26 protein-coding genes, 2 tRNA genes and 1 pseudogene are annotated in these 24,670 nt (G+C 61.3%); 17 read left to right on the top strand and 12 right to left on the bottom strand.

The genetic code is table 11. The features are described from left to right. Positions 1–57: 57 nt before the first annotated feature. Positions 58–131: transfer RNA gene (locus ACFX5Q_RS19630), tRNA-Cys, on the bottom strand. Between the two features lie 137 nt (positions 132–268). Next, the gene (locus ACFX5Q_RS19625; RefSeq protein ID WP_192177464.1) at positions 269–526 is read right to left on the bottom strand and encodes a hypothetical protein; all 258 of its coding nucleotides are present in this window, start codon (positions 524–526) and stop codon (positions 269–271) included. Positions 527–746: 220 nt separating this feature from the next. On the opposite strand from ACFX5Q_RS19625, the gene ACFX5Q_RS19620 reads away from it, so the two are divergent. The 3 genes from ACFX5Q_RS19620 (at position 747) to ACFX5Q_RS19610 (ending at position 1,865) form a co-directional block, all read left to right on the top strand. Continuing rightward, positions 747–821 (top strand) — tRNA-Asn (locus ACFX5Q_RS19620). A 179-nt stretch (positions 822–1,000) separates the two neighbouring features. Beyond that, the gene (locus ACFX5Q_RS19615; RefSeq protein WP_404280631.1) at positions 1,001–1,312 is read left to right on the top strand and encodes a hypothetical protein; all 312 of its coding nucleotides are present in this window, start codon (positions 1,001–1,003) and stop codon (positions 1,310–1,312) included. Positions 1,313–1,670: 358 nt separating this feature from the next. Continuing rightward, positions 1,671–1,865, top strand: coding sequence for a hypothetical protein (locus ACFX5Q_RS19610; RefSeq protein ID WP_404280630.1), 195 nt, complete (start codon positions 1,671–1,673; stop codon positions 1,863–1,865). A gap of 149 nt (positions 1,866–2,014) precedes the next feature. Here ACFX5Q_RS19610 and ACFX5Q_RS19605 read toward each other — a convergent pair whose 3' ends face one another. Beyond that, positions 2,015–2,473, bottom strand: coding sequence for a hypothetical protein (locus tag ACFX5Q_RS19605; RefSeq protein ID WP_404280628.1), 459 nt, complete (start codon positions 2,471–2,473; stop codon positions 2,015–2,017). Further along, entirely contained in the window at positions 2,470–2,856 is a 387-nt protein-coding gene (locus tag ACFX5Q_RS19600; RefSeq protein ID WP_404280627.1) for a hypothetical protein, read from the bottom strand. Before ACFX5Q_RS19600 ends, ACFX5Q_RS19605 begins: the two co-directional genes overlap by 4 nt. A gap of 90 nt (positions 2,857–2,946) precedes the next feature. Here ACFX5Q_RS19600 and ACFX5Q_RS19595 point away from each other — a divergent pair, with 90 nt between their 5' ends. Both ACFX5Q_RS19595 and ACFX5Q_RS19590 read left to right on the top strand, forming a co-directional pair. Continuing rightward, the gene (locus tag ACFX5Q_RS19595; protein WP_404280626.1) at positions 2,947–3,216 is read left to right on the top strand and encodes a helix-turn-helix domain-containing protein; all 270 of its coding nucleotides are present in this window, start codon (positions 2,947–2,949) and stop codon (positions 3,214–3,216) included. Between the two features lie 117 nt (positions 3,217–3,333). Continuing rightward, entirely contained in the window at positions 3,334–3,696 is a 363-nt protein-coding gene (locus tag ACFX5Q_RS19590) for a c-type cytochrome (RefSeq protein WP_404280625.1), read from the top strand. 998 nt (positions 3,697–4,694) lie between these two features. Here the strand turns inward: ACFX5Q_RS19590 and ACFX5Q_RS19585 are convergent. The 3 genes and pseudogenes from ACFX5Q_RS19585 to ACFX5Q_RS19575 all read right to left on the bottom strand — a co-directional run bounded on the left by ACFX5Q_RS19585 (position 4,695) and on the right by ACFX5Q_RS19575 (position 8,375). Beyond that, positions 4,695–5,460 (bottom strand): IS5 family transposase gene (locus tag ACFX5Q_RS19585; RefSeq protein WP_404280624.1). Its coding sequence is split into 2 segments (ribosomal slippage): positions 4,695–5,153 and positions 5,155–5,460, totalling 765 coding nucleotides; the frame shifts between segments, so codons are not numbered across the junction. Between the two features lie 845 nt (positions 5,461–6,305). Next, positions 6,306–6,506, bottom strand: a complete 201-nt coding sequence (locus ACFX5Q_RS19580) for a hypothetical protein (RefSeq protein ID WP_404280622.1) — start codon at positions 6,504–6,506, stop codon at positions 6,306–6,308. 1,020 nt (positions 6,507–7,526) lie between these two features. After that, positions 7,527–8,375, bottom strand: a pseudogene (locus ACFX5Q_RS19575) (RNA ligase family protein). Between the two features lie 142 nt (positions 8,376–8,517). On the opposite strand from ACFX5Q_RS19575, the gene ACFX5Q_RS19570 reads away from it, so the two are divergent. From ACFX5Q_RS19570 to ACFX5Q_RS19545, 6 genes are all read left to right on the top strand, one after another. Further along, positions 8,518–8,925 carry a nuclear transport factor 2 family protein gene (locus ACFX5Q_RS19570; RefSeq protein WP_404280621.1) on the top strand — a complete coding sequence of 136 codons (408 nt, stop codon included), beginning with the start codon at positions 8,518–8,520 and terminating at the stop codon, positions 8,923–8,925. 695 nt (positions 8,926–9,620) lie between these two features. Next, on the top strand, positions 9,621–9,824 hold the full coding sequence (locus ACFX5Q_RS19565) for a ribbon-helix-helix domain-containing protein (protein WP_404280620.1): 204 nt from the start codon (positions 9,621–9,623) through the stop codon (positions 9,822–9,824). Positions 9,825–10,080: 256 nt separating this feature from the next. After that, positions 10,081–10,695: a hypothetical protein gene (locus tag ACFX5Q_RS19560; RefSeq protein WP_404280619.1), complete on the top strand. Its 615-nt coding sequence runs from the start codon at positions 10,081–10,083 to the stop codon at positions 10,693–10,695. A gap of 476 nt (positions 10,696–11,171) precedes the next feature. Then, positions 11,172–11,504 (top strand): hypothetical protein, encoded by a 333-nt coding sequence (locus ACFX5Q_RS19555; protein ID WP_404280618.1) that lies wholly within the window; start codon positions 11,172–11,174, stop codon positions 11,502–11,504. 895 nt (positions 11,505–12,399) lie between these two features. After that, positions 12,400–12,891 (top strand): hypothetical protein, encoded by a 492-nt coding sequence (locus ACFX5Q_RS19550; RefSeq protein ID WP_404280617.1) that lies wholly within the window; start codon positions 12,400–12,402, stop codon positions 12,889–12,891. A gap of 416 nt (positions 12,892–13,307) precedes the next feature. Then, positions 13,308–13,739: a cupin domain-containing protein gene (locus ACFX5Q_RS19545; RefSeq protein ID WP_192183520.1), complete on the top strand. Its 432-nt coding sequence runs from the start codon at positions 13,308–13,310 to the stop codon at positions 13,737–13,739. A gap of 6 nt (positions 13,740–13,745) precedes the next feature. Here the strand turns inward: ACFX5Q_RS19545 and ACFX5Q_RS19540 are convergent, their stop codons facing one another. Beyond that, the gene (locus tag ACFX5Q_RS19540; protein ID WP_404280616.1) at positions 13,746–14,201 is read right to left on the bottom strand and encodes a carboxymuconolactone decarboxylase family protein; all 456 of its coding nucleotides are present in this window, start codon (positions 14,199–14,201) and stop codon (positions 13,746–13,748) included. 181 nt (positions 14,202–14,382) lie between these two features. Between ACFX5Q_RS19540 and ACFX5Q_RS19535 the strand changes: the two genes are divergently transcribed. From ACFX5Q_RS19535 to ACFX5Q_RS19525, 3 genes are all read left to right on the top strand, one after another. After that, entirely contained in the window at positions 14,383–15,183 is an 801-nt protein-coding gene (locus ACFX5Q_RS19535; protein ID WP_404280615.1) for a copper homeostasis protein CutC, read from the top strand. Continuing rightward, positions 15,180–15,674: a GNAT family N-acetyltransferase gene (locus ACFX5Q_RS19530; RefSeq protein ID WP_404280614.1), complete on the top strand. Its 495-nt coding sequence runs from the start codon at positions 15,180–15,182 to the stop codon at positions 15,672–15,674. Before ACFX5Q_RS19535 ends, ACFX5Q_RS19530 begins: the two co-directional genes overlap by 4 nt. 72 nt (positions 15,675–15,746) lie before the next feature. Continuing rightward, positions 15,747–16,244 (top strand): SRPBCC family protein, encoded by a 498-nt coding sequence (locus ACFX5Q_RS19525; protein WP_404280613.1) that lies wholly within the window; start codon positions 15,747–15,749, stop codon positions 16,242–16,244. A 160-nt stretch (positions 16,245–16,404) separates the two neighbouring features. Here ACFX5Q_RS19525 and ACFX5Q_RS19520 read toward each other — a convergent pair whose 3' ends face one another. From ACFX5Q_RS19520 to ACFX5Q_RS19510, 3 genes are all read right to left on the bottom strand, one after another. Next, on the bottom strand, positions 16,405–17,202 hold the full coding sequence (locus tag ACFX5Q_RS19520) for an FAD binding domain-containing protein (protein ID WP_404280611.1): 798 nt from the start codon (positions 17,200–17,202) through the stop codon (positions 16,405–16,407). Between the two features lie 12 nt (positions 17,203–17,214). After that, on the bottom strand, positions 17,215–19,566 hold the full coding sequence (locus ACFX5Q_RS19515; protein ID WP_404280610.1) for a xanthine dehydrogenase family protein molybdopterin-binding subunit: 2,352 nt from the start codon (positions 19,564–19,566) through the stop codon (positions 17,215–17,217). A gap of 126 nt (positions 19,567–19,692) precedes the next feature. Next, positions 19,693–20,193: a (2Fe-2S)-binding protein gene (locus ACFX5Q_RS19510; RefSeq protein WP_404280609.1), complete on the bottom strand. Its 501-nt coding sequence runs from the start codon at positions 20,191–20,193 to the stop codon at positions 19,693–19,695. 286 nt (positions 20,194–20,479) lie between these two features. Here ACFX5Q_RS19510 and ACFX5Q_RS19505 point away from each other — a divergent pair, with 286 nt between their 5' ends. Together ACFX5Q_RS19505 and ACFX5Q_RS19500 are read left to right on the top strand one after the other, a co-directional pair. Further along, the gene (locus ACFX5Q_RS19505) at positions 20,480–21,649 is read left to right on the top strand and encodes an FIST N-terminal domain-containing protein (RefSeq protein ID WP_404280704.1); all 1,170 of its coding nucleotides are present in this window, start codon (positions 20,480–20,482) and stop codon (positions 21,647–21,649) included. A 12-nt stretch (positions 21,650–21,661) separates the two neighbouring features. Continuing rightward, positions 21,662–23,005: a hybrid sensor histidine kinase/response regulator gene (locus ACFX5Q_RS19500; RefSeq protein ID WP_404280608.1), complete on the top strand. Its 1,344-nt coding sequence runs from the start codon at positions 21,662–21,664 to the stop codon at positions 23,003–23,005. 36 nt (positions 23,006–23,041) lie between these two features. Here ACFX5Q_RS19500 and ACFX5Q_RS19495 read toward each other — a convergent pair whose 3' ends face one another. Next, positions 23,042–23,725: a response regulator gene (locus tag ACFX5Q_RS19495; protein ID WP_404280607.1), complete on the bottom strand. Its 684-nt coding sequence runs from the start codon at positions 23,723–23,725 to the stop codon at positions 23,042–23,044. A 277-nt stretch (positions 23,726–24,002) separates the two neighbouring features. Here ACFX5Q_RS19495 and maiA point away from each other — a divergent pair, with 277 nt between their 5' ends. Continuing rightward, complete coding sequence (gene maiA / locus ACFX5Q_RS19490) at positions 24,003–24,653, top strand: maleylacetoacetate isomerase (protein WP_404280606.1); 651 nt, start codon at positions 24,003–24,005, stop codon at positions 24,651–24,653. The last annotated feature ends 17 nt before the right edge of the window (positions 24,654–24,670 follow it).

Genomic DNA, 24,670 nt, shown 5'->3' with positions numbered 1-24,670 from the left:
CGCCAGGATTGCGGCTCATTCGACCGGAACCCCTGCTCCCAAGGGAGCCCAGGCAACTGGAGGCCTCGCCCGGAATCGAACCGGGGTGCAAGGATTTGCAGTCCTCTGCGTAACCACTCCGCCACGAGGCCTCGTTGCTCCCGGCGTTCCGAGCGGACTCAATATGTTGGCGGCAGAAAGTCGTCAAGCGCTCGCACATCATTCCCGACGCTTTCCTCGTCGAGGCTCGATACGCCTTCTGCTGATCTGGAAAGGTCCGCCGGCCAGGTCAATCCGGCCGGCGCCGGCGCTCCCACCACACGACAAGCCGGCGCCGGTGGCGGCGCACCAGCGCAAATTCATAGGAAAGCACCAGCAATCCGATCGGAATCATCCAGAAGCCCAGGATAGGCAGGAAGCCGAGGATGCCGCCCAGGATCAGGACGACGCCGATGGCGATTCTGAGAGCGCGCGAGCGCGGCATGGTGAATTCGCGGCCAAAGACCGTGATTTTCCGCGCCGGTGCGTGTTCGCCTGCTGCAGTCATGTCGAAGCCAGACCCAGTTCCAATCATTAAAGACACCCGCCGGTAAATGCCGCAACCGCCTTTTCGCTCCACGGCAGTGAGCAGAACCGCTCATATGAGGGCCCCCGCCGGCGATTGCCAGAAATCGTCATGCAAAAAAGCCCGGAAAAAATACGAAATGCTTCTTTGCAAAGGCGAAACGGGTTTGCTATAGGCTGCGCCACTCACATGAGAGCGCTGTTCCCCGGTAGCTCAGTGGTAGAGCAACCGGCTGTTAACCGGTTGGTCGCTGGTTCGAATCCGGCCCGGGGAGCCAATCTTTTCAAATACTTAGCAACGCAGCAAAATCGCCGATTTTGGCGATAGGTACGCTATAGGTACGCCGGACCCGATTGCTTTGCTGGAATCACTTGGGCGGCGGACGATTGGCGACCAGCTTTGATTCCCGCTAGTTTCCTGCGACTATCCGCTGGTCCACGCGACATGGAGGGGCTGATGGCAAAGTGGCGATGGGCTGTGTTTCCTTTGATGTGCTCGACCATTACGGCACAAGCCAATTTCTTCAGCGGCAACGACCTGCACGATTTCTGTACGGGATCGCCCCTTTTCGCGCGGGGCTACATAATGGGCGTAGCCGATTTGAACGACCTGAACTTGGGTGGCGTCGACTTGTCTGGCCAGACCTTCTTGCAGCGGAAGTTCATTTGTGTCCCCCAGGGCGTCACGGGCCAACAAGCTGGCGATGTGCAAGTACTTGGTGGATCACCCGGGAGAGAGGCAAAATCCGGCGGCCTTAATCGTCTATAAGGCCCTCCTGGCTGCATGGCGTTGCCCACTATGGGGAAAAAGCCCGCCACCGTGAGGCGGCGGGCCTTAGTTCGGGAGGAAATGAACGTCGCGGTCAAGGGGGCGCCCCTTTGCCCATCCCCTTTGCCCCCGTTTGACGACGGTACGCCTCACTTAGCTGGATAATAAGCGCGCGCCGGTTGAAGCTCTGCATATTCAAGCTGCGTGACTTTTCTGCCACAAGATAAAGAAAGCCCGCCACCAGCGGCAGCCGGGCAGTTTTTGCCGAACGGGCCTGTGAGTTTTGTCACAGACGCATCGACGCATCGGACCTAGCTTGCTGCGCGGGGTGTATCTGCAAGCGGTGAGGAGTACTCGGATGCTTATGAAGCTTCCTCTTGTCGCAGTTAGTCCCCTTGTCGATTGGCTCAGCCGCCGAGCCGCACAGAAGGCGCGGTTGAAGGCAATGGACGAGCTGACCGAGTCACCGGACGACCTGCTCAGCGACATCGGGATTTCCCGTGATGACATCGAGACCAGGCGCCTGCTGTCCAGCCGGAGGGCGGTGGGCTAACAAAAAGCCCGCTGCCGGTGGCAGCGGGCCATAGACTCCCCAAGTTGCGGAATTACTGGCGAGCAGCGAGGAACCGTTTCATTTCGCGATCAGCGCCACCTTTTGCTCCGGCGACATCGCCGCGAGGATTTTGAGAAGCTCGGAAACTCTTATAGCGACACCAAGGCTTCTTGCGATTCGGGATCGTTCTCCCACGTCATCGTTTCGCCGTCGTGGACAATCTCGGGCTCGTCGCCTGCGTCCTGCTCGCCATCGAAGAAAGCCATGTCGCCGCCGCCGGCCGCAAGCGCATGGTCCTGGTTCAATGTCACGGTCCAGCCCAACGAGGGCTCGTGCTCATCGCCGCTGTCCTCTAGATCGCCATCAGCTTCGCGATCGTCGTTGGCGCCGCCATTTGTAGGACCGAGCACCGTCCAGCCAAGCGACGCCTCAAGGTCGCCGGTCTCCTCCATGTCGCAATCGGCCTGCATCAGATCCAGCGCTGTTATGAGTGACATTGCACGGTCGAGTAGGTCGTTAAGGCATGTTTCGACCGATTCGCGCCATTCGCGTGGGTTCATTCCCTTCGGCATACCGAGGGGCTGTAGGATGGGCGTGCGCGCGTTCATGACGGCCACCGCTTCATGACCGAGAGTAGGCGCTTCCTGTTCTCTGGATCGAGCCGTCGCCAAGACTCCTGCATATCCTCGAATGCAATCGGGCGATCGGACATCGAGGCCGGGTAGATATGGGCCACCATGAAGGGGTTGCCGATTTCGGTCGACCAGTCGTCAAGCGCCAGCGCCCGTTCCCTGGCGAGCCTCCTAACGCGGATGCATGGTAGCTCCAGTGTTGCGATGCCGGTTGACGAAAGCGCCTCTGTAGCGACTCCTATGGCCGGAACAGAAGCGAAGGCGCCAAGTAAGGCGCGGCGGGAAAACCGCCCAATGATAGGCATTCCCTCGGCAGCAGGCACAGCTTCGCCGGCTGCCGGAACTGTGAGTTTCGGCATTGGATTTGCCTCCTGATTTGTGCTAACAGCACACTGTGTAATTTACACATGTGGAAATAGCACACAGGGGTATATGTGACAAGCGCACAGATGCGAGCCGCCCGCGGCCTTGTTAACTGGAGTGTCCGCGACCTCTCCGAGAAGTCAGGCGTTCATCGGAACACCATCACGAATTTTGAGACAGGCAAGTCCGGCGGAGATCCTGAGACGCTGCTCAAGCTCCGGCGCGCCCTCGAGGCGGCAGGCGTTGAGTTCATCCCCGAGAACGGCGGTGGTGCTGGGGTGAGGCTTAAGAAGCCGGCGCCAACCACTCATCTGCCCGACGGCGAAGCCGGCATCATCGACAACAGCGAAATGTAGGCGCATTGCGGAGTGTATCGTTTTACACAATCCCCAATTGCTGGACTCGCGCGATGCACCGGCAGTTAATTTCTGCGTCAGGCCAAAGGGGAAAAAGGCCGCGATGGGAGGACTTCGATGATCAAGAAACTTACTCGACACGTCCGGGCGCATAGTATGCGTGGTTTGATCCTTGGCCTGGCTGCCCTCGTGGTCACCTCGTCATTTGTGCAGGCAGCAGGCGACAGCATCGCCGGCCGGAAAGTCATGACGCAATGCCAAGTGTGCCACGGCAAGGATGGCATCGGCAAACTGTCTTACACGCCCAATATCTCCGGGCAGAAGTACGAGTATCTCGTCCACTCGCTGATGGCTTACAAGATCGGACAGCGCAAGAGTCAAATGATGTCGGCGGTCGTCAAGAACCTGAGCGATGAAGACATCGCCAATGTTGCGGCTTACTATGCCGCGATCAAGATTTCCGTCGAAGTTCCGCAGTGAGCCGCCCGCTGCCCGAGAGGTGGCGAGCGGTGATTCATCCTTTGTTCACCATATTAGCGCTCACTCATGAAGCTCAGGCATACTTCGGGTTGCGACTCTGGGCTCATCCGATTTGAGGGAAGAGAACACCGCCGTTTTGCCAAGTAGCAGCGAAGATTGACGGGCCTATAACGTCGCCGGCCGGCTTGCCTTGGCCGGTTAGGCCCGGCGGTCAAGCCAAAGGCGCCCCAGCCCCCGACCGTCGGGCCGCTGGACGTGGCCGAGCCCGCAACGGGTGGGTAGCGCCTACACCTTTGGCGTCGATTGAGTGACCGCTGATATGGTTGTAAACCTCCTAACGCGGGTTCGCACAAATCCGTAATGGCCGGTGGCCCAAAGTTCCCAAATGCACTGGCCATTTCTATTGCGGGGTGTCCCTACGCGAAGCAATTTCAAACTGAGGCACTACCCTCGATTGCGGAATCGATGCTCCTGAGCGCCTTCTCTTCATGGATGAACAAACACTGAGGAACATTCCTGGCATAGGCAAAGCCGGAATGGCGGAGATCGTCGGTTATAGGAATGTCTATACACGACGCTGAAATCGTCCAACCGCCACCTTGCGGGGGCGAAGCTTGCCCCGAATGCCACCGCCTTGAGGTTGGTCGTAGTTGGTGGCAGAATAATAGGGTAAGGGACGGCAAAATGAGGGCTGCCGTTATGCCATTCTCGCGTTACAGCGGAGTATTCGAGCCTACTGATCTGGACTTGCTCCAGCGGGTGTTCAACCAACTTTGTATCGAGCGTCGCCTAGCCCAAAAAGACTCGGAACAGAGGGAGGACCTCGCTGAGGAAATCGTCAGCGTTTTCCGGTGCGGGAGCACGGAGGAAGCGGACCTATTAGAGGCCCTATCTAAGCGCCGCATGGCTTAGGCCGTCACCGCAGTTAGCCCGGCGCCGTCTGGCGATACCGGCAGCGCGACATGGTAGGCATGTGCGCTTGCCTCCTGATGGCCATTCTAGGCCGTAGACTCATAAGCGCGCAGCCACAGGCGCATTGACGCGAGCTGGACCATGGCGAGGAAGTTGTCGGCGAGCTTGTCATAGCGGGTTGAGACGCGACGGAAGTGCTTCAACTTGGAGAAGAAGCGTTCGATCAGGTTGCGCTCGCGGTAGAGCCGCTTGCTGAAGCAGGGCTTCCATTTCCGGTTGCTCTTGGCCGGGATGTTGGGCGTGGCACCCTGCTCCTGGATCAGTTCCCGGATGCGGTCGGCGTCGTAGGCTTTGTCGGCCAGCACGATGGTGCGTGGGCCAAGATGATCGAGAAGCCGATCAGCGATCTGACCGTCATGTGCCTGTCCTGCTGTCAGGCCGAGCCGGATTGGGAGCCCTTGCGCGTCGACGACGACGTGGATCTTGGTCGTGAGCCCACCGCGCGATCGACCGAGACAATGATTTGCCCCCCTTTTTTGCCGTCGCAGCCTGCTGGTGCGCCCGGATGGAAGTGCTGTCGATCATCTGTATGGCGCCGTCGTGGGCGGCGCTGATGGCGTCCATCAGGCGGTCCCATACGCCTGCCTTCCGCCATCGCACAAACCGGTTGTAGCAGGTGGTCCGCGGCCCATAGCGCTCGGGCAGATCCCGCCACGGCGCGCCTGATCGCAGCACCCAGAAGATACCGTTCAGCACGCGGCGGTCGTCGACGCGCGGAACGCCTCGCGATTTGTTGGGTAGCAGCGGCTCGATCACGCGCCATTCGAAGTCGGTCAGATCATATCGGCTCATGCCGACGCTGAATCAGCTTCTCTCGGCTCAGGCAAGCCGTTCAATCGACAACGCTGATCGAAACCGGGGTGCCGTCCGGCAGGTCCTTGGTCTGCGCGTAGATCGAGGCCGTATAGCTGATCCACTCACTCCACGAGCACATCCAGATGTTGTCGGTCTTATATTCTCCACCGAACTGGGGGAGCGTCGTGAAGGCGTAGCACTGGGAGGCGTTGGGTTCATCCCCGCCGACCGGCACTGATCCACTAGTGGGCGCAACAACCAACCATCTTCATCATCGATGCACCGATGACGAAACTCCTCCTTAGAAGCAGCGATCTTTGTGATCGAAGCCGCAGACACTTCCAGCATGTGAACTGCACCGTTGGCATCAGCTAAAAATATGTCGGCGAATAGGTTGGCTCCCACGACACGGCATCGTGCTGGCAAAATGTCCGCCCACCCGCTTAGATCGGCGGCGGTCACCTCATCGGGAAGGAAATCCGAGCGAGCATGGTCCATCACGCAACCATGAACGGTAAGCCGACCGACGACAAGCTGGGACGCCTCAGTCTGTATCGTTTATGAGTTTACGACCTAGCGGTCGTGGTGCTGGTGCTGCCGGCGAGGCTCTAGCTTACGCGATCACACCATACGGAAACGGACCGCCTTACCCTACCTCAAGATGGCGGCGGACTCTTGAGCCCGTCACTGGCCGGCGCCTTTACCCCAAGCCCCCCGCCCAACGGGCGCCGGCCAACTCAATCAGAGATGATTCCTAACGCTTCTCGAAAGTCGGTCTCCAGTTGTGGTTCCGCTCCCGCTGCTGACCTTCGTAGTCAGGAATGCATGTGAAGAACACTGGCCTACGGTGGCGGCCAGCGGCTGCATTTCAAGCAGCCAAAGCGCCCGACCAGATCCTGATGCATCGATCCGTGATCCGGCCCGAGCCTGTCGATCAGCGCCTGGATATCTAGCTTTGTCGATCTGCCGCACATCGGGTGGGCGCAATTGACATAGACGGTTTCGCGAGCGGCCAAAGTGTCGGCGAGGGTTTTTTGGGGCATGCGATCTCCGTTGAAGGGTCCCGCAACTAGAGGCTTATATTCCTGCATCGATGCGAGCAAGGCGTATTGCGATGGAAACTCGCCGGGCGAAGACCCCAACCACCTCGAGCCCGGCGAGCCTAACCTGATCAGAGTATGCGATCAGGACCGGGATCAACCGGCAAGCTGGCGGTGCAATATGGATGCCAGGATTTGCTTCCCGGAATGGGACACAGGAGCTGTGCTCGGCGTGACCTTGCACATAGTGATAAACCGAGAATGCGCTCAGTCTGCCAAGCCTGGGCTATGGTAGTGAACTACAGCGTCGAGGATCGTTTCATAGACGCTACCCGTGCCCGTCTCCTCCACGATTCTGCCCCTCAATTCCCTGCTTTTGAGCATCAGCAAACAGTTTATCGGTTGCCTTGTCCGCGGACATGACGTCGGCGCCGGCGACGTTGGGCACATTGTCGGAAAGTGGTCAATAACCGTTAAGTTCGGATCGATCGTCAGGTTCCCACGAAAACGCGAGATCTGAGCCCTGGTTCATCCGATTTGAGAGGCAGAGGAGCCAGCCCTTTGGTTTTACTAAATTAGAAAAGACGTTATAATGGGTTATGCCGACAAAATCCCCTCTCATGTCGGCTAGGCCCGGCGGCCGAAACACCGCACCCAACGCCCTCGACCGCCGGACCGCTGGCCTAGCGGTCAACTGCTCGCTGCGGACGTGCCGCGCCAATCTTTTGCAACACAGAAAGCGTGAGACTCTTTCAAACGCTCGTTGCCGTTGAAGACCGAGCGACAATAGGACTGTACGCTTCCGACAATGGATAGCGAGTCATTACGGTACCGGCCTGCGGTGTCCCAGGTGACCCGGTTAATGATCTCCTTCGCAACTCTCGATAAATTAAAACCGAGAACCCGCGCCTTCTCCCTGTACGGAAGAAGCGCGCGGGCTGCCGGCACCACCCCCACCAAACAGGATTATTTGCCGAGCGGCCGTTGCCAGCAATAAAGTTTGACATAGTGGGCGCTATTTATTCACTCCTCCCGGAAATCCTGCAGCGACGCATGGCGTAGGTCTTCCTCGCCCCGTATGTGCTTGACACGGCCGATCAGCCCAGGCCTGACCCATTTGCGTTGCCGGCCGCCTCATGCCCTTCGGCGGTGGCCCTGCGTGTTCCCGAACGCGCTCCCAGAGCCGTTCCCGCATTTCCCGGTTTAGGGTGATGAAAGCCGAGCCGACATAGCGGCCTGTGTCTCGCTCGGCCATCAGAGCGAATGCCGGCTTGCCGGCCTAGCGCTCGACGCCGAGCAGCTCGTATTCATCGATGCCGCCTTTAGCCAGTTTGTGGATGGGCCGGATCGATACTTGCTCTCCTTCCGCTTCGAGACGACGCCTTCGAGGCCGGCCTGCTCGACGAGATGGAAAATCGCCTTGGCATCGCCCGGCAACGCCTGACTAAATTGGATGTGACCGCCATCCGGAATCATCTCGGCCAGTATCTCACGCCGGTCTTCTAGAACCATGTCGCGGAGGTCGTGGCCATTAAGGTGCAGCAGATCGAAGGCGACGAAGTACAGATCATGCTGGCGCCGGGTGATCGCTTTCCGAAGTGCTGCGAAGTCGGAGATCCCCGCCTCGTTGGTGACGATGATCTCGCCGTCAATGATGGCGCTTTCCACCTCGAGCGAGGCCGCGGCGGCTGCGAGGTCGCGGTATTTCGATGTCCAGTCGAGACCGCGCTTTGTGAAGATGCGCACGCCGTCGGCATCCCTCACGATCTGGGAGCGGTAGCCATCAAACTTGACTTCGTGAATCCAGCCATCGCCCTCGGCAGGCTTCTCCACCAAGGTCGGCATCAACGGAGGGATGAACTTCAAACGCATGCACAGACTCACGGAACGCGATTCAAGGCGTGGCGCCTAATCTTAGTTCCGAAGCATTTTAGCAAAATTGAATATTCGAATGAACGGCCTATAATTTGCCAGCCGGCAAACCTACCGGTTTCGCCGGTTAGGGAGGAAAGTTATGGCAGATGTGACGTCAAGAGATCAGAACTCCGAGATCGTTCGGCGCGGTTATGCCGCGTTCAATACTGGAGACATGGACACGCTGGCGCTAATCATCGACGAGACCTGCACCTGGCATACTCCGGGCAAGAGTCCCGTGGCCGGAGACCATAAAGGCCACGAGGCAATCTTTGGCCAGTTCGGCCAGTTGGGCAGCGAAACCCACGGGACCTTCAAGGCAAAACTTTTGCACGTGACGGAGAGCGAGGACGGGCTCGTGGTCGGCGTCCATCAGAATACCGGGGAGCGCAACGGCAAACGGCTGGACGTGCTCTGTTGCATCGTTTTCGACATCAAGAACGGCAAGTTGATGGACGCCAGGGACCACTTCTACGACCTCTACGCCTGGGACAATTTCTGGGCATAAGCCTCGAAAGCGACCCAGAGCTGGCTAGTCCCGACGAGGAGGTAGCCGGGCCGCCTGTTAACTCAGAGGCCCTGGCAGCCCCGCCAGCGCCATTGTACCGGAGGCTCACTTAGGCAGGACGACACCTGTCGTAACCTGGTGGACGATCAAAATCAGAACCGTCAACATTCCGGCGCCGAAGATGCCAAGGAAGGTCGCCAGAAATAGCCTCTCGACGTTTTCGGACCGGCTGTGTTTTTCAATGCTTCCGAACAACGGCTCTGAGGCAGCTTGGTGGTCCAGTGCGTTATGATGACCGCAACGCGGACACTTAGGCGTGGCCGAGCTTACTACCATGGTGCATTGCGCACAGTTGACCAACACGGCTCTTTGCCCCCCGGCAAGAAAGAGCGCCGGCTTGTTCCCGGCATTGCAGGCATTTTTAGCACAGGCGCGTATATTTGATACCGGTTCGGCTTCGGCTGGTTAACAGGGCTCGCGGCTCGCCCTGCTAGGCGCGCTGCCCAGCCCGGTACTCCCCGCCTAGATCACCCCACCAATGATCCGTTACGGCTATGAGGTACGTCATGAGATCGAGGGCCATGCCTGCGGCGGCAGCCCGAACAAGGCCGTTCGGCATCGGATCTTCTCCAAATCTGGTTTCGTGTGTGGCCCTGGTGCTTCCGTAAGAACGGAAATTATGATATCAGAGTTTCATGCCAAAGCAAGAAACCGTGGTATCAAAGAAACGCGGACCGGCCCCGACCGGAAAGGGCGTGCCGATCATGGTCCGCCTTCAACCGGACATGCTCGCAGGCGTCGATCAATTTGTTGCAGAACATGATGTTTCACGACCTGAAGCCGTCCGATTGATCATTCGTGACTGGTTGATCAGACACCAGGTACTGAAGGCTGAGTGAAAGCCGGTGACTTTCGGCGCGGCCTCGAATCGGCACGCGTCGAGTTCATTGCCAAGAATGACGGCGGTGCGCGTGTGAGGTTCAGGAAGTAGCCGCCTATGGTTTCCAGGAAGCAAGCGATCAGCAATGCGATCGACAGTGCAATACGCAAGCGCGTGCACTTACTGTTTATGGGCCACATGACCTGTATTCGTGGGTGTGGGCAGCTTGGGCACATCGCAACTCGTTCTACCTTATGCCGACAGGATTGGGACGGGTGCAAAAGGTAAGCCTCCATGCCGACCACAAATTCCGGCTGGCCTTCGACAGGCAAGATGTCGAATACCTTCGCTCACGCAACAGCCGGGGGTTTGTTGATGAGCGCGCAACCGTGGTCTGGGAAAAACCCACCTTGCCAGAGACAGGCGCCGTCGAGGTTGTATCACTCACTATCCCCGCAAGGCATCTTGCCCTCGGTAAGCAAGTAGGAAGACCGGGAAATGGCCTATTTGCATTCGGCATAGCGAACTACGAGAACGCCGCGCAATTCCATTTCTTCATGTCCAAGGAGCCAGCCGCGGCCCTCGGCCCGAAATTGAGCGCGGTGGGGATGCCAACATTTTTCTTCAATTTGGACAATGGCGAGAACGTTAGCATGGTTGTGCGCGAGGTGCCGTTCATGCCGCCCACTATGACATCGTCGCGCGGCGTTCCGCGGATGGATTTTCCAGCAGATATGCAGCATGGACTGACCGTCGGCCATGCGCTGCTGCACTCGCACCCACCCGATGGGGGTGCTCTTCACATTTGGGAGGCCGGGGGCGTCTCGCTGGACATGAACAGGCGTCACCTTGCCATCAACCCGCCTGGGAAAGCACTGAAACCAGATTAAAGGCGCACATTCCGGGAAAGTTCAGTCTGGTCGACGTCGACTTCAAGATGCCAAACTAACGCCGCTTGTCCGGCGTCATAGCACGGTTTGTGAAGAGGAGGTTTCGATCCTCGCGGCCGGCCTCTCGACATGGTTGGCAATAGAGCGCCTTGACCAGATCCAATGCATGCAGCGGTAGTCGTCGCCTAGGCGGCGGGCTAGCGCAGGCACCTCGAGCACGACAGCCCCGTGCCGATCGCGACTTTCTTGCCGAGTGTGTCCTCGAAAAACGGGTATTTCATGGTCACGGAAAGGCGATCTCCGTTGAAGGGGTGACTCCGGCAAGTGGGAAGGATCTGCCGTTCATCGGGTGCACGTTACGGGGCCGGTGAATTGGCGGGTAGATGTGCGACGGAAAAACAAAGTGATTTCGAGCGCCCTAAATCGTCCGAAATCGAAGTGTTGTTCGGCCATGACCTGAGACGATGGAGAAGCGAATGAAGCTGCCTGTTTTTGCCTTGGCCGGCGCGATTTTGTCGCTGACCTTCGGCGCCCAAGCGGCGCCGATGACACTTGGCGCGCCGGCCCACCGCGGCCTGGTCCAGGAGGCGCGAGTGACATGCGCTTACTTAACCCGGGACGGCTACTGCGTACGGCCGCGCAAAGTGCACAAAGAGCACTGGAAGCACCGTAAATATTACCAGCGCGCCTATCGGACCTATGAGGCGCAGCCGCCAGACGAATACTACTGGCGCTATGAACGTCCTCGTCCGATTATCCGGGTCGTTCCTGACTATCAGCCGCTCGATGATGACGAATGGGACGACTGAAGACGTGAGAGGGGGCAAAAGCCGCCCCTTCGATCGCAAGCCTAGTGCCGTGCCCCGCCAGCGAGGAGCGGCCTATCGGGCGATACAGCGCTATGAAAGACTCGAAGAGTTTGACGAGTTTGTCAAACTTTCCGGCTCAGCCGCGTCGGAGAGGACTACGGGGTGACGAGGCACGGCGATGCATGAGCAGCGGGGACAGGGGTGGGGGGCTTGGGGTTGGTCCCCGCTGCCTTGAGCTGCCTTCGCAGGGTGCAGTGGCAGCACAACCAAATAGGTGACTGAGCAATGAAAGAACTAATGACAGGGGAGCCGTTTTGAACGTCCTGTCAGTCCTCTTACACCGGCCAATGCCGGGGCCGGCGTCTCAAGGAGTGCGGCCGGGGGACGGACCTTCAAGACGTTGCGACTTCCGTAACCCCAACCGCACACCGGCCTGACGTACGTGCCCACCCAATTGACCCCAGCGTCAAGCGACAGATCAATAGTAGCCGATGTAGATCGCCCCCAAATCGGCCGCTCGAGCTAGCGCGGATAGACAATTCGGGTCAGCGAGGTTCGACGAGGAGAAAAAAGAAGGTCGGAATATCCGTGCCGCCGCCAGCGCGCGTTCTTGTTGGCCGCTGTCCTGCAGCGGAGATGCGCCTCGCGCGTCTTGGCGCCCGGCTGTGGCTGGCTGTGGCCTATGCGGCCTGCCCGTGCTCGTGGTAGACGCGCGCCAGCGCCATGCATTGCAGCGCCATGGTCCCACGCATAGTGCGCTTGCCCAGCCGAAAACAAGCAATCCTTGATTCCTGGCGGTTTCCTGCAACTATTGCCCTAAATCCATGTCAAATGGATGCAATGGGGGCATTGGACCATGGTGAGGTATCGGTTTGCAGGGCACGCCCTGGCTCTCTTGGCTGCTCACGCCTTCATCTCCGATGGTCGCGCCAATGACGCGGCAATGCCGGTCGCGGCAGACGCGCGGGTGTCTCACCTGCTCGACCGCTCCGATATGGCGCGAGCCTATTCAGGCGAATCGGACCTGGTGACCGCCTACATGACGGGAATGGCGCGCAATCGTCTCAATCTGACCGCGCGTGGCGACGAAAGCGACCTTGCGGTCCCGCTTGAGCCAAGGCTCCTGCGCGCGGAATTCCGTGCGCGAACGTGGCGGGCGGCGGACGGCAGCCTGTTGCAGGGTTTTGCCGGCACGGGCGGCTTCCGGCTGACGACCGGAAATTGCCTTGCCCGCATCTGCTCCGCCAGCGAATGCAGCGATGACGGTTGGCCGGTCTACAAATGCAGCGACGGCCGCAAACGCAAGATGTCGGTCACCGACTTCGTGACGGCAGTCTTCGACGGCGTCCCCTACCGGCGATTGAGCGCCCCTCCTCCCAAGGAGTAACGCCGCACATCAATGCCATGAGCGACAATACCGGGCACGGGCGAAGCGATTGAGGCCTGAGGCGCTGGGCAGGCAAAACGGGGCAATGATTTGAGCGACACCCCGTGGCGCTACGCAAGGGCCGAAGGGCCGGCTTACGCGATCGCGCAATAATCAATCCGGCGGACTTTGCTATGCTTGGCTCAGCGGCGGACTTGACGCCGCGTGGCCGGCGCTCCCAGCCAACCCCAATCTCCCCGCCCCCTGCGGCGCCGGCCATCCTCGAAAAGCGGCGATCGATCGATCGGACCGATTTCAGATTCCGTATCCCCCGACGGTGGCTTTGCGACCCAAGTCCTGTTCGGTTCTGCCTGCGAGAGGCGCTTGCACGCGCATGCCCGCCGGGCGATGGTGCAACCGTGTCTTTGGGAGGAACCATGCGAAACATCCTGGCATCGGCGCTGCTGCTTTGCGCCGCGCTCTGCGCAGACACCGCCGCGGCGCTGGACAGCAGCGGCACGCCGGTCGTCGTGACGCCGCTTGCCGATCGCACCGAGACGGCCTCGGGCCAGCCGATCACGCTGCCGCAGAAAAACGTCCAGGTCCTGGTTTCGACCTTCGACATTGCGGTGGGCGCGACCTTGCCGGTGCACAAGCATCCGTTTCCCCGCTACGCCTATGTGCAGGCGGGAACGCTTCAAGTGACGAATGTCGAGACCGGCAAGAGCAACACCTACAAGACGGGCGATTTCATCATCGAGATGATCGGCCAGTGGCACCAGGCCACCAATGTCGGCGACGGCCCGGTCAAGCTTTTGGTCATCGACCAGGTCGAGCAAGGCGCCAAGAACACGGTGCTGCGCCAGTAGCCACGTTCAGCCCCAGGCACCGACCGGCTGTCTGGTGGCGGCGTTGAGGCGGTTGAACGCATTGATGAGCGCGATCTGGACCGCCAGCGCGGCCAGCCCTTTCTCGTCATAGTGCCGGGCGGCCTCGTCCCATACATCGTCGGGCACCGCATCGGAGCGGTCGCTCAACCGGGTCGTGGCCTCAGTCAGCGCAAGGGCGGCGCGTTCGGCATCGTTGAAATAAGGCGTTTCTCGCCAGGCGGAGACGGCGAAGATGCGTTCGTCCTTTTCACCGGCCTTCTTCAGTTCGCGCGCATGCATGTCGACGCAGACGCTGCAGCTGTTGATCTGGCTGGCACGCAGGTGCAGGAGCTTGCGCGTCACATAAGGCACATCGGCAGCTTCGGTCGACTTGTCCAGCGCCAGCAGCGCCTGCAAGGCGCCGGGAATGAGCATCACCGGGTTTTTCAGTCGTGCTTGCATGATTGGTCTCCTTCAAATCGGTTTCGGCAGGGCTGTCGTCGGCCGCGAAATCAATAACCAACTGGCTATGGATTATCCATAACTCGTCGGTTATGGAAATGTCAAGCGGCGTCTGGTCCTGAATAGGCGCCCCACTGTCGCGTGTGGACCGATCATTGCTGCTTTAACGACGGCAGGCCCGATGCTAGGGCTGGCCGTCTGCAATCATGAACGGATCGTCCTCTTGGCCAGAAATGCTCGCCTGCCCCTGATCGAACTTTGCGTCGAAGGCATTGATGGCCTGCTCGCAGCGCAAGCTGCCGGCGCCGACCGGGTCGAACTCTGCGCCAGCCTGGTCGAAGGCGGCATCACGCCGAGCCTCGGCACCGTGCGCGCGGCACTGGAGCTTGCGACCGTTCCGTTCCACGTCATCGTGCGGCCGCGCGGCGGTGACTTTCTCTACAGCGAGACCGAATACCGTTCGATGCTGGCCGATGTCAGCGCGCTCCGCGATCTCGGCGCCGCCGGTGTCGTCGTCGGCTGCCTCAACGCGGACGGCAGCATCGACGAACAGCGCATGAGCGGGCTGGTGCAGGCGGCCGGCTCGCTCAATGTCACCTGCCACCGCGCCTTCGACATGACGCGCGATCCGGTCGAGGCGCTTGAAGCCCTGATCCGCTGCAAGGTCGGCCGCGTGCTGACCAGCGGCCAGCGCGACACGGCGCTGGAGGGAGCCGATCTGCTGGCCGACCTTGTCCGGCAGGCCGGCGACCGCATCATCATCCTCGGCTGTGGCGGGCTCGCCCCCGACAACATCGCCGAGGTGTTTGGAAAAACCGGGCTGAGCGAAATGCATTTCGCCGCGCTCACCGACGTGCCGAGCGTAATGGCCTACCGCAATCCGCATGTCGGCATGGGCGGCACCGACCTCGACCGCGAATACCGCACCACCATCACCGATGAGGCGCTGGTGGCGGCGACCATCGCGGCTGCCAGACCATGAGCGCAGCTTTGCCGATAGACCGGGTCTTGCTCGAGGATGAAGCTGCCATCCTGGCGCTCAACAACGCGCATGCCGCCGAATTGTCATGGCTCGAGCCCGAGCGGCTGTCTTTCCTGATTGGCGAGGCGTTCTACGCGCGCCGCATCGGCGCGCTCGAAGCCTTCATCATGACCTTCGACCAGCATGCAAACTACGACAGCCCGAACTTCCTCTGGTTCCGCGAGCGCTATGCGCGCTTCGTCTATGTCGATCGGGTCGTCGTGGCCGCGCAAGCGCGCGGCCGCGGCCACGCCCGCCGGCTCTACGAGGATCTGTTCGATCATGTTTCGCGCGCCGGGCAGACCGTCGTCACCTGCGAGGTGAATGCCGAGCCGCCGAATCCGGCCTCGGATGCCTTCCACGCCGCGCTCGGCTTTGCCGAGGTCGGCGATGCGGTGATCCATGGCGGCCAGAAGGCCGTGCGCTACTATGCCAGGCATATCCCGACCTGAGCCCGGGCAGGCGCTGGCCACATAAAGAAGCAGCAGCTAATATGAGTGCTTCCGCGGCCGGAGCCCCCTGTCATGGCAAGCAACGTCTTCCGCTTCGACGAGAACTGGGACATTCCCGAGGCCACACCGCAGGAGGTGTGGGACGTGCTCTCCGATGCCGAACTGCTGCCGCTCTGGTGGGGCGACGTCTACAAGGAGGTCGTGCCGCTCGACAGCAAGGGCAAAGGCGTCGTCGGCTCGCGGGCACGAGCCCGGGCGCGTGGCGCCCTGCCCTATGAGTTGAACTTCATCATCGAGGCGGTCGAAATGGATCCCGGCAAACTCGTCGCGGTCAAGACGATCGGTGACTTCGACGGGCTGTGGCGCGCCGAGCTGTCGCCATCGGGTTCGGGCACCCATGTCAAGCTAACCTGGCAGGTCACGGTGCTGAGGCCGATCCTGAAATTCCTCGCGCCGCTGCTGCGGCCCGCCTTTGCCTGGAATCATCGCTGGACGACACCGCGCGGCGAAGCCGGCCTGCGCCGCTATCTGGCGCAGAAGCGGGCATGGCGGCACGATCACGCCCTGTAGCACCCTGGAGCAATTCCAGGAAAAGTGCGCAGCGGTTTTCCGTCCGGAATTGCGTAAAAACAAATACCGCAGCCCCGCCATTCACGCATGATGGCGAGTCGAAAACCGATGAAAAAGGGGCCGTGAAGGCCCCTTTTTCATGCCATGAGATCGCAAGTGATCAGGCGTTGGCAGCGGCCACCGCGCGCTTGGCCATCACCGCCACCAGATTGGCGCGGTATTCAGCCGAGGCATGGAGGTCGCTCATCAAATTCTTCGCCGGCACTTTCACGCCATCGAGCGCCGCGGCCGAAAAATTCTTCGCCAGCGCCGCCTCGATCTCCTTCGAACGGAAGACGCCGTCGTCACCGGCGCCGGTGACGGCCACGCTGACGCCGTCCTTGCCCTTGGCCACGAACACGCCGACGATCGCGTAGCGCGAGGCGGGGTTGCGGAATTTTTCGTACGCAGCCTTGGCCGGCGCGGTGAAGCTCACCGCGGTGATGATCTCGCCGTCCTTCAGCGCCGTCTCGAACAGGCCCGTGAAGAATTTGCCGGCTGATATCTCGCGCTTGTTGGTGATGATGGTTGCGCCCAATGCCAGCAATGCCGCCGGATAGTCGGCGGCCGGATCATTGTTGGCGACCGAGCCGCCGATCGTGCCCTTGTAGCGCACCGCCGGGTCGCCGATCAGCGAAGCCATGTGGGCGAGCGCCGGGCACACCTTCATCAGCTTCTCATCGCTGGCGACGTCGTAATGCGTCGTGGCGGCACCGATGGTGACGGTCTTGCCCGACACCTTGACGCCTTGCAGCTCCTTGATCCGCGACAAGTCGACGAGATCGGAGGGTGCGGCGAGCCGCGTCTTCATCGCCGGGATCAGCGTCATGCCGCCCGATAACAGCTTGGCATCGCCGCTCTTGACCAGCTTGGCGGCGTCGGCGACCGAGGTGGCGCGGTGGTAATTGACCGAATACATGGCTGTTCCTCCTCAGTGCTTCGTCGTCGCGCGGATCGCTGCCCAGACCGTGGACGGCGATGCCGGCATGGCAATGTCGGTGATGCCGATGGCGTCGGTGATGGCGTTGATGACCGCCGGCGGCGATCCGATGGCGCCCGCCTCGCCGCAGCCCTTGATGCCGAGCGGATTGCTCGGGCACGGCGTGTTCGAAGTCGAGACCTTGAACGACGGCAGGTCGCCGGCGCGCGGCATGGTGTAGTCCATGTAGCTCGCCGTCAGCAATTGTCCGCCGGCGTCATAATGCGCGCCTTCCAGCAAGGCCTGGCCGATGCCCTGGGCGATGCCGCCATGCACCTGACCCTCGACGATCATCGGGTTGATGATGTTGCCGAAATCGTCCGCCGCGACGAACTGGACGATCTCGGTCGTGCCGGTTTCCGGATCGATCTCGACCTCGCAGATGTAGCAGCCTGCCGGGAAAGTGAAATTCGCCGGATCGTAGAACGCCGTCTCCTTCAGCCCCGGCTCCATGCCGCTTGGCAGATTATGGGCGGTGTAGGCGGCGAGCGCCATCTGGAACCACGGTATGTTCTTGTCGGTGCCGGCTACCTTCAGCGCCCCGTTCTCGATGACGATGTCGCCCTCGTCGGCTTCGAGCAAATGGGCGGCGATCTTCTTGGCCTTGGCCTCGACCTTGTCCAACGCCTTGGCGATGGCCGACATGCCGACGGCGCCCGAGCGTGAGCCATAGGTGCCCATGCCCATCTGCACCTTGTCGGTGTCGCCATGGACGATCGAAACGCTGTCGATCGGCACGCCAAAGCGCTCATTGACCAGTTGCGCAAAGGTCGTCTCGTGGCCCTGGCCGTGGCTGTGCGAACCGGTCAGCACCTCGATCGTGCCGACGGCGTTGACCCGCACCTCGGCCGATTCCCAAAGGCCGACACCGGCGCCGAGCGAGCCGACCGCCGCCGACGGCGCGATGCCGCAGGCCTCGATGTAGCAGCTCATGCCGATGCCGCGCAGCAGCCCCTTCTTGGCGGCGGCTGCCTTGCGCTTGGCAAAGCCGGCATAGTCGGACGCCTTCGTAGCTGCGTCGAGCGAGGCGGCATAGTCGCCGGCGTCGTAATTCATGATCACCGGTGTCTGGTGCGGGAAGGAGGTAATGAAGTTCGTGCGCCGCAGTTCCGCCGGCGACACGCGAAGTTCGCGCGCCGCCGCCTCCATGGTGCGCTCGAGCAGATAAGTGGCTTCCGGCCGCCCTGCCCCGCGATAGGCGTCAACGGGCGCGGTGTTCGTGTAGACCGTGCGCACATTGGCGTGGATTGCCGGGATGTCGTACTGGCCCGACAGCAGCGTCGCATAGAGATAGGTCGGCACGCAGGACGAGAACAGCGACATGTAGGCGCCGAGATTGGCGATGGTGTCGACTTTCAGACCGGTTATCCGGTTGTTTTTGTCGAAGGCCATCTCCACCGTCGAGACATGGTCGCGGCCATGCGCGTCCGACAGAAAACTTTCGGTGCGGTCGGCGACCCATTTGACGGGCACGCCGGTCTTCTTCGAAGCCCACAGGCAGACGATCTCTTCCGGATAGATGTAGATCTTGGAACCGAAGCCGCCGCCGACATCGGGCGCAATGACGCGCAATTTGTTTTCCGGCGCGATGTTGTAGAAAGCGCTCATCACCAACCGCGCGACATGCGGGTTCTGCGACGTCGTCCAGCAGGTATAGTGGTCCTCGGCCTTGTCGTAATGGCCAAGGGCGGCGCGAGGCTCCATGGCGTTGGGCACCAGCCGGTTGTTGACGATCTTCATGCGGGTAACGTGGGCGGCAGCCTTGATCGCCGCGTCGGTCGCCTTGGCGTCGCCGATCTCCCAGTCGAAGATCAGATTGTTCTCGGCCTCCGGGTGGAGCTGCGGCGCGCCTTTTTCGAGCGCCTTTGTCGCATCGACGACGGCTTTCAGTTCCTTGTAGGTGATCTCGACCGCTTCGGCCGCATCGCGCGCCTGGCCCTTGGTTTCCGCGACCACGATGACGACCGCATCGCCGACATAGCGGACCTTGTCGACGGCGAGCGGCGACCAGGCGCCCATCTTCATCGGCGAGCCGTCCTTGGAATGGATCATCCAGCCGCAGATGAGATTGCCGATGCCGTCGGCCTTGAGCTCCTTGCCGGTCAGCACGCCGATAACGCCGGGCATGGCTTGGGCCTTCTTGACGTCGATCTTCTTGATCTGCGCATGCGCGTGCGGGCTGCGCACGAAGGCCGCATGCTTCATGCCGGGAACCACCATATCGTCGACATAGCGGCCGGCGCCGGTGATGAACCTCTTGTCTTCCTTGCGCGCGACCCGAGCGCCAACACCTTCAATGCCCATCGCAGAAATTCCTCCCGAAATAGCGAATAGAGAGTAGCAAATAGTGAGTAGTGAATGGTGGTGAGTTGCAACTCGGCCAGACGGACACCGACTACTCGCTACTCACTATTCGCTACTCCCTTATGCCTATGCAGCTTGCCTGGCCTTGCCCTTGACTCCCTTGGCCATCGTCTTCGATGCGGCGAGGATCGCCTTGACGATGTTGTGGTAGCCGGTGCAGCGGCAGATATTGCCTTCCAGTTCGGCGCGCACGGTCGCCTCGTCGAGGCCTTCCGGATGGCGCGCGATCATGTCGGTCGCGGTCATGATCATGCCGGGCGTGCAGAAGCCGCATTGCAGGCCGTGATGTTCCTTGAACGCAGCCTGCACCGGATGGAGGTCGGCGCCGTTCGCCAACCCTTCGATCGTCACGACGCTCGACCCGTTGGCCTGCACCGCGAGCATCGAGCAGGATTTCACCGCCTTGCCGTCGACATGCACGACGCAGGCACCGCATTGCGAGGTGTCGCAGCCGACATGTGTCCCGGTGAGGCCGAGATTTTCCCGCAAGAAATGAACCAGCAGCGTCCGGTCTTCGGCTGTGCCGCTGACCCGCTTGCCGTTCACCATCAACGATACGTCCGACATGAAACCTCCCTGGGTAATTTACCTTGGTCGTCCCGGCGCCGGTGTTGCCCGGACGCAGTGGCTATCGGCCTATTCCTATACCGCACAAAGCACGGGAAAAAGTGCCTTGCGCCCTCCACGACGCGAGAATGCAGTTCGTCCGAAACGGCGCATATTGTACTTTCGGTCACGCCTGACGGGGCCGGCCCATTGCCAAAGCGACCCCCGAAGACAACAATGCCCTGCAACGCCCGCGTGCCGGACACGCACAAGAACAAGCGTTGGAGGACCCGCAGGAGGAAGGCAGCTGGCCAGTTCGAGCACGCGCTACGCATGCGGCCTCTCGGCGCTCACCACGGATGAGCCCGACGCCAATGTTTTCGCCCAGGCCATCGCGGCGGAAGCGGCAGCCATCGACGCCGGCTTCGCGCTGCTGTTCTTCTCCCAGAGCCTGGTCGACGCGACAGCCCTGTCCCAGGCGCTGAAGGCGCACGCGCCGTCGCTTGCCTATGCCGGCTGTTCGACCGCCGGCGAGATCACGCCGCAGGGTCTGGAGGAAGGTCACATCCTTGCCTTGCTGCTGCCTTCGGCGTCGTTTTCGACGGTCAGCATCATGGTCGACAACCTTTCCTCGTCGGGCATGGACAGGATCACCGGCGAAGTCGCCGCCCTCAGGCGCCTGCTGCGCGGCCGCGTCGGACACGAACTGGCCAAGGGCACCTTCGCGCTGTGCTTGATCGATGGGCTGTCCTATGCCGAGGAAGCGGTGACCTCGGCCATCCATTGGGGGCTGGACGACATTCCGCTGATCGGCGGCTCGGCCGGCGACGATCTGAAGTTCGAGACGACGCGGCTGATCTCCAATGGCAAGGTCGCCTCCGACAGCGCCATCATCATGCTGATCACCACGGAAATTCCGTTCCACGTCTTCAAGACCGATAATTTCATCCCCACCGACGAGAAGCTGGTGGTGACCGCGTCCGATCCCGATCACCGCATCGTGCGCGAATTCAACGCCACCAACGCCGCAGAGGAATATGCCGCTTCGGTCGGCATCATCCCGCAGACGCTGACGCCGCTCAGCTTCGCCTCGCATCCGGTGGTGGTGAAGGTCGGCGGCGAATATTATTGCCGTTCGATTCAGAGAATGCATGCCGACGGCTCGCTGTCGTTCTTCTGCGCCATCGACGACGGCGTCGTGCTCTCCATTGCCCAGCCGAAGAACATGGTGGAAGCGACGCGCGCCGCCCTCAAGGACGTCGAGGAAAAGCTGGGCGGCATCGACATGATCCTCGGCTTCGACTGCGTGCTGCGAAGGCTCGACGCCCGCAACCGCCAGGTCTTTCGCGACATTTCGGAGCTCTACCGGGTCAACAACGTCATCGGCTTCGGCACCTATGGCGAACAGTACCGATCGATGCATCTCAACCAGACCTTTACCGGCATCGCCTTCGGCGAGCGCCAGGCGGCGGAATAGGATCCTTTCTCCATGCCGCTGAGAGACATCAACGACCTGGAGAAGCTGAAGAAGATCAACGCGGCCCTTGTCAGCCGCGTCGAGCGCTCGATGGACCAGCAAGGCAATGCCTTCTCGCTGTTCCAGACCGCGATTTCGCTGGAGAACCGGGTGCGCACGCGCACCGAGGAACTGCATTCCACCTTGCGCCGGCTTGAACAGTCGAACATCGACCTCAGCGCCGCCAAGGAAACCGCCGAGCTGGCGAACCTGTCCAAGACCAGGTTCCTGGCCGCCGCCAGCCACGACGTGCTGCAGCCGCTGAACGCCGCCCACCTCTCCGTCTCGGCCCTTGCCGAACTGCAGACCAGCGACGAAGGCAAGAAGCTGGTGCGCCAGGTCGAGCGCTCGCTGGAAACGATGGAAGACTTGCTTCGCACGCTGCTCGACATTTCCAAGCTCGACGCCGGCGTCGTGCAGCCCGACATCGGCGATGTCAGCCTGGAGACGCTGTTCTCCTCGCTGCGCTCGGATTTCCTCCCCGTCGCCGAGATGAAGGGGCTGACGCTGAAATTCCGGCCGGTCAACGCCGTCGTGCGTTCCGACCGCACGCTGCTGCGGCGCATCCTGCAGAACATCCTGTCCAATGCGCTACGCTACACCCGCTCCGGCGGCGTGCTGGTCGGCACCAGGCATCGCGGCGACACCATCCGCATCGACGTCGCCGACACCGGCTGCGGCATCCCCGACGACCAGCGCGAGGCGGTGTTCGAGGAATTCCACCGCGGCGGCACCGCGCTCGCCGATACCGGCCTGTCCGGCGGCGGGCTGGGACTAGGCCTCGCCATCGTGCGCCGCATGGCGGCCGCCCTTGGCCATCCCGTGACGTTTTCGTCGAAGGTCGGGCGCGGCACGATTTTCCACATCGATGTGCCGGTCGGCATTGGTGCTTCGGCCGACGCCATCGCCGGCGCTGCCGACATGGAACGGCCGCGCGGCTACGGCCTGTTCGGCACCAAGGTGCTGCTGGTCGAGAACGACGCCGACGTGCTGCAGGCGATGACATCCCTGCTCGAGCGCTGGCAATGCGTGGTGCGTGCGGCGACCTCGACCGACGATGCGCTCGACATGCTCGGCGATACCGACTGGGTTCCGGACATCGTCATAGCCGACCAGCATCTCGACGGCGGCGACCTCGGCACCACCACTATCGCCGAGGTCCGCGACTATCTCGGCCGCCCGGTTCCGGCCCTGATCGTCACCGCCGACGCTTCAGAAATTGTCGCCAAGGCCGCCCGCGCCGATGGAATCGAGCTGATGCGCAAGCCGCTGAAGCCCGCGCAACTGCGCGCGCTTCTGGCGCATCTGCTGGCTTAGCTCCATGCCCTCCCCTCGATGGGGAGGGTAAAAGGCTCAAAACCCAGCCTGATCCCGAAACAGCTCCGCATTGTCCAGCTTCGAAACCTCGATCACGGCTTGCGTGCGGCTGTAGACATTGAGCTTGCGCAATATCTCCGAGACATGCGCCTTGACCGTGGTCTCGCCGACCTGCAGTTCATAGGCGATCTGTTTGTTGAGCATGCCCTGGCGCAGCATCTGCAGCACCCTCAACTGCTGCGGCGTCAACCTGGACAGGCGCTGCAGCATGTCGGCGCGGTCGGCGCTGTCGGCGTCCGGCGGCTGGCCCTCATAGGTTTCGGGCACATAAATCGCGCCATCCATCACCGAACGGATGGCGACGGCGAGATCGCTCTTGCGCGCCGATTTCGGGATGAAACCGGCAGCCCCATAAGACAGTGCCTCGGAAATGATCCTGGGCTCTTCATAGCCAGAGACGATGACCACCGGCAGGCGCGGATGGCGGGTCCTGAGCTGCAGCAGTCCGTCGAAGCCATGTACGTCGGGCATGCTGAGGTCGAGCAGCGCAAGGTCGAACAGTTTTGTGCCGGCCAGCAGATCGAGCGCCTCGGCGATCGAGCGCGCCTCGACCGTGTCGACATCCGGATAGGCCATCTGCACGGCGCTATGCAGCGCCTCGCGAAACAGCGGATGGTCGTCGATGATCAGAAACCGGGCGCGATCGTTGACTGCGGTCATGGTGAGGTCGCTTCACTTCGCTCAGAATAGGATAATCCCGCGACCATGGCCAGATTATTGCAAGATAGTACATCTCCATATTTGACCAGCGCTTGCCCGGCCGTCCAAATCGGTCGAATGTGCCGGCGAACAAAACCATGGCTTTGCAGAGACCGTGCATGACAGAATTCGTCCTCCCCTTGCCCGCAACCCCTTCGGTGGCCGTCGCAGGCTCTGAGTGGCGTCGACAGGATAGGCACGATCGAACTGACCATCGGCCAGCCGACAGCGTGATCCGATGAGCGACCTCGTCCTTCACAACTACTACCGCTCCTCCACCTCCTACCGGGTGCGGATCGCACTGGAGATGAAGGGCCTGACCTATGATTATGTGCCGCATCATCTGCGCCATGGCGAGCATCTGGAGCCAGCCTATCTCGCGGTTAATCCGCAGGGGCTGGTGCCGGCGCTGATCCTGGGCGACGGCACCCTTCTTACACAGTCGCTGGCGATCATCGAATATCTGGACGAGACGAAGCCCGAACCGCCGCTTCTGCCGAAGGATGCTCTCGGCCGGGCGCGCGTCAGGATGCTGGCGCAGATGATCGCCTGCGACATCCATCCGGTGAACAATCTGCGTGTCCTGACCTCGCTGCGCACCCTGTTCGGCGCCGGCGACCAGGATGTCGTCAACTGGTTCAGGCACTGGGTGAACGAAGGTTTCCAGCCGCTTGAGAAAATTCTGGCTTCGTCGCCCGAGACCGGCACATTCTGTCACGGCGATACGCCGGGGCTGGCCGACATCTGCCTGGTCGCCCAGGTCACCAACAATGCCCGCTTCGGCGTCGACATGACGCCCTACCCGGTGATCTCGCGCATCCACACCGCCTGCATGGCGCTGCCAGCCTTCGAGAAGGCGGCGCCAGAGAATCAGATAGATGCCGAATAGAAGCACAATGCCGGGGC

The organism is Mesorhizobium sp. IMUNJ 23033, assembly GCF_044778005.1.
Lineage (GTDB): Bacteria > Pseudomonadota > Alphaproteobacteria > Rhizobiales > Rhizobiaceae > Mesorhizobium > Mesorhizobium amorphae_A.
This window is presented reverse-complemented; position numbering and strand designations above follow the sequence as displayed.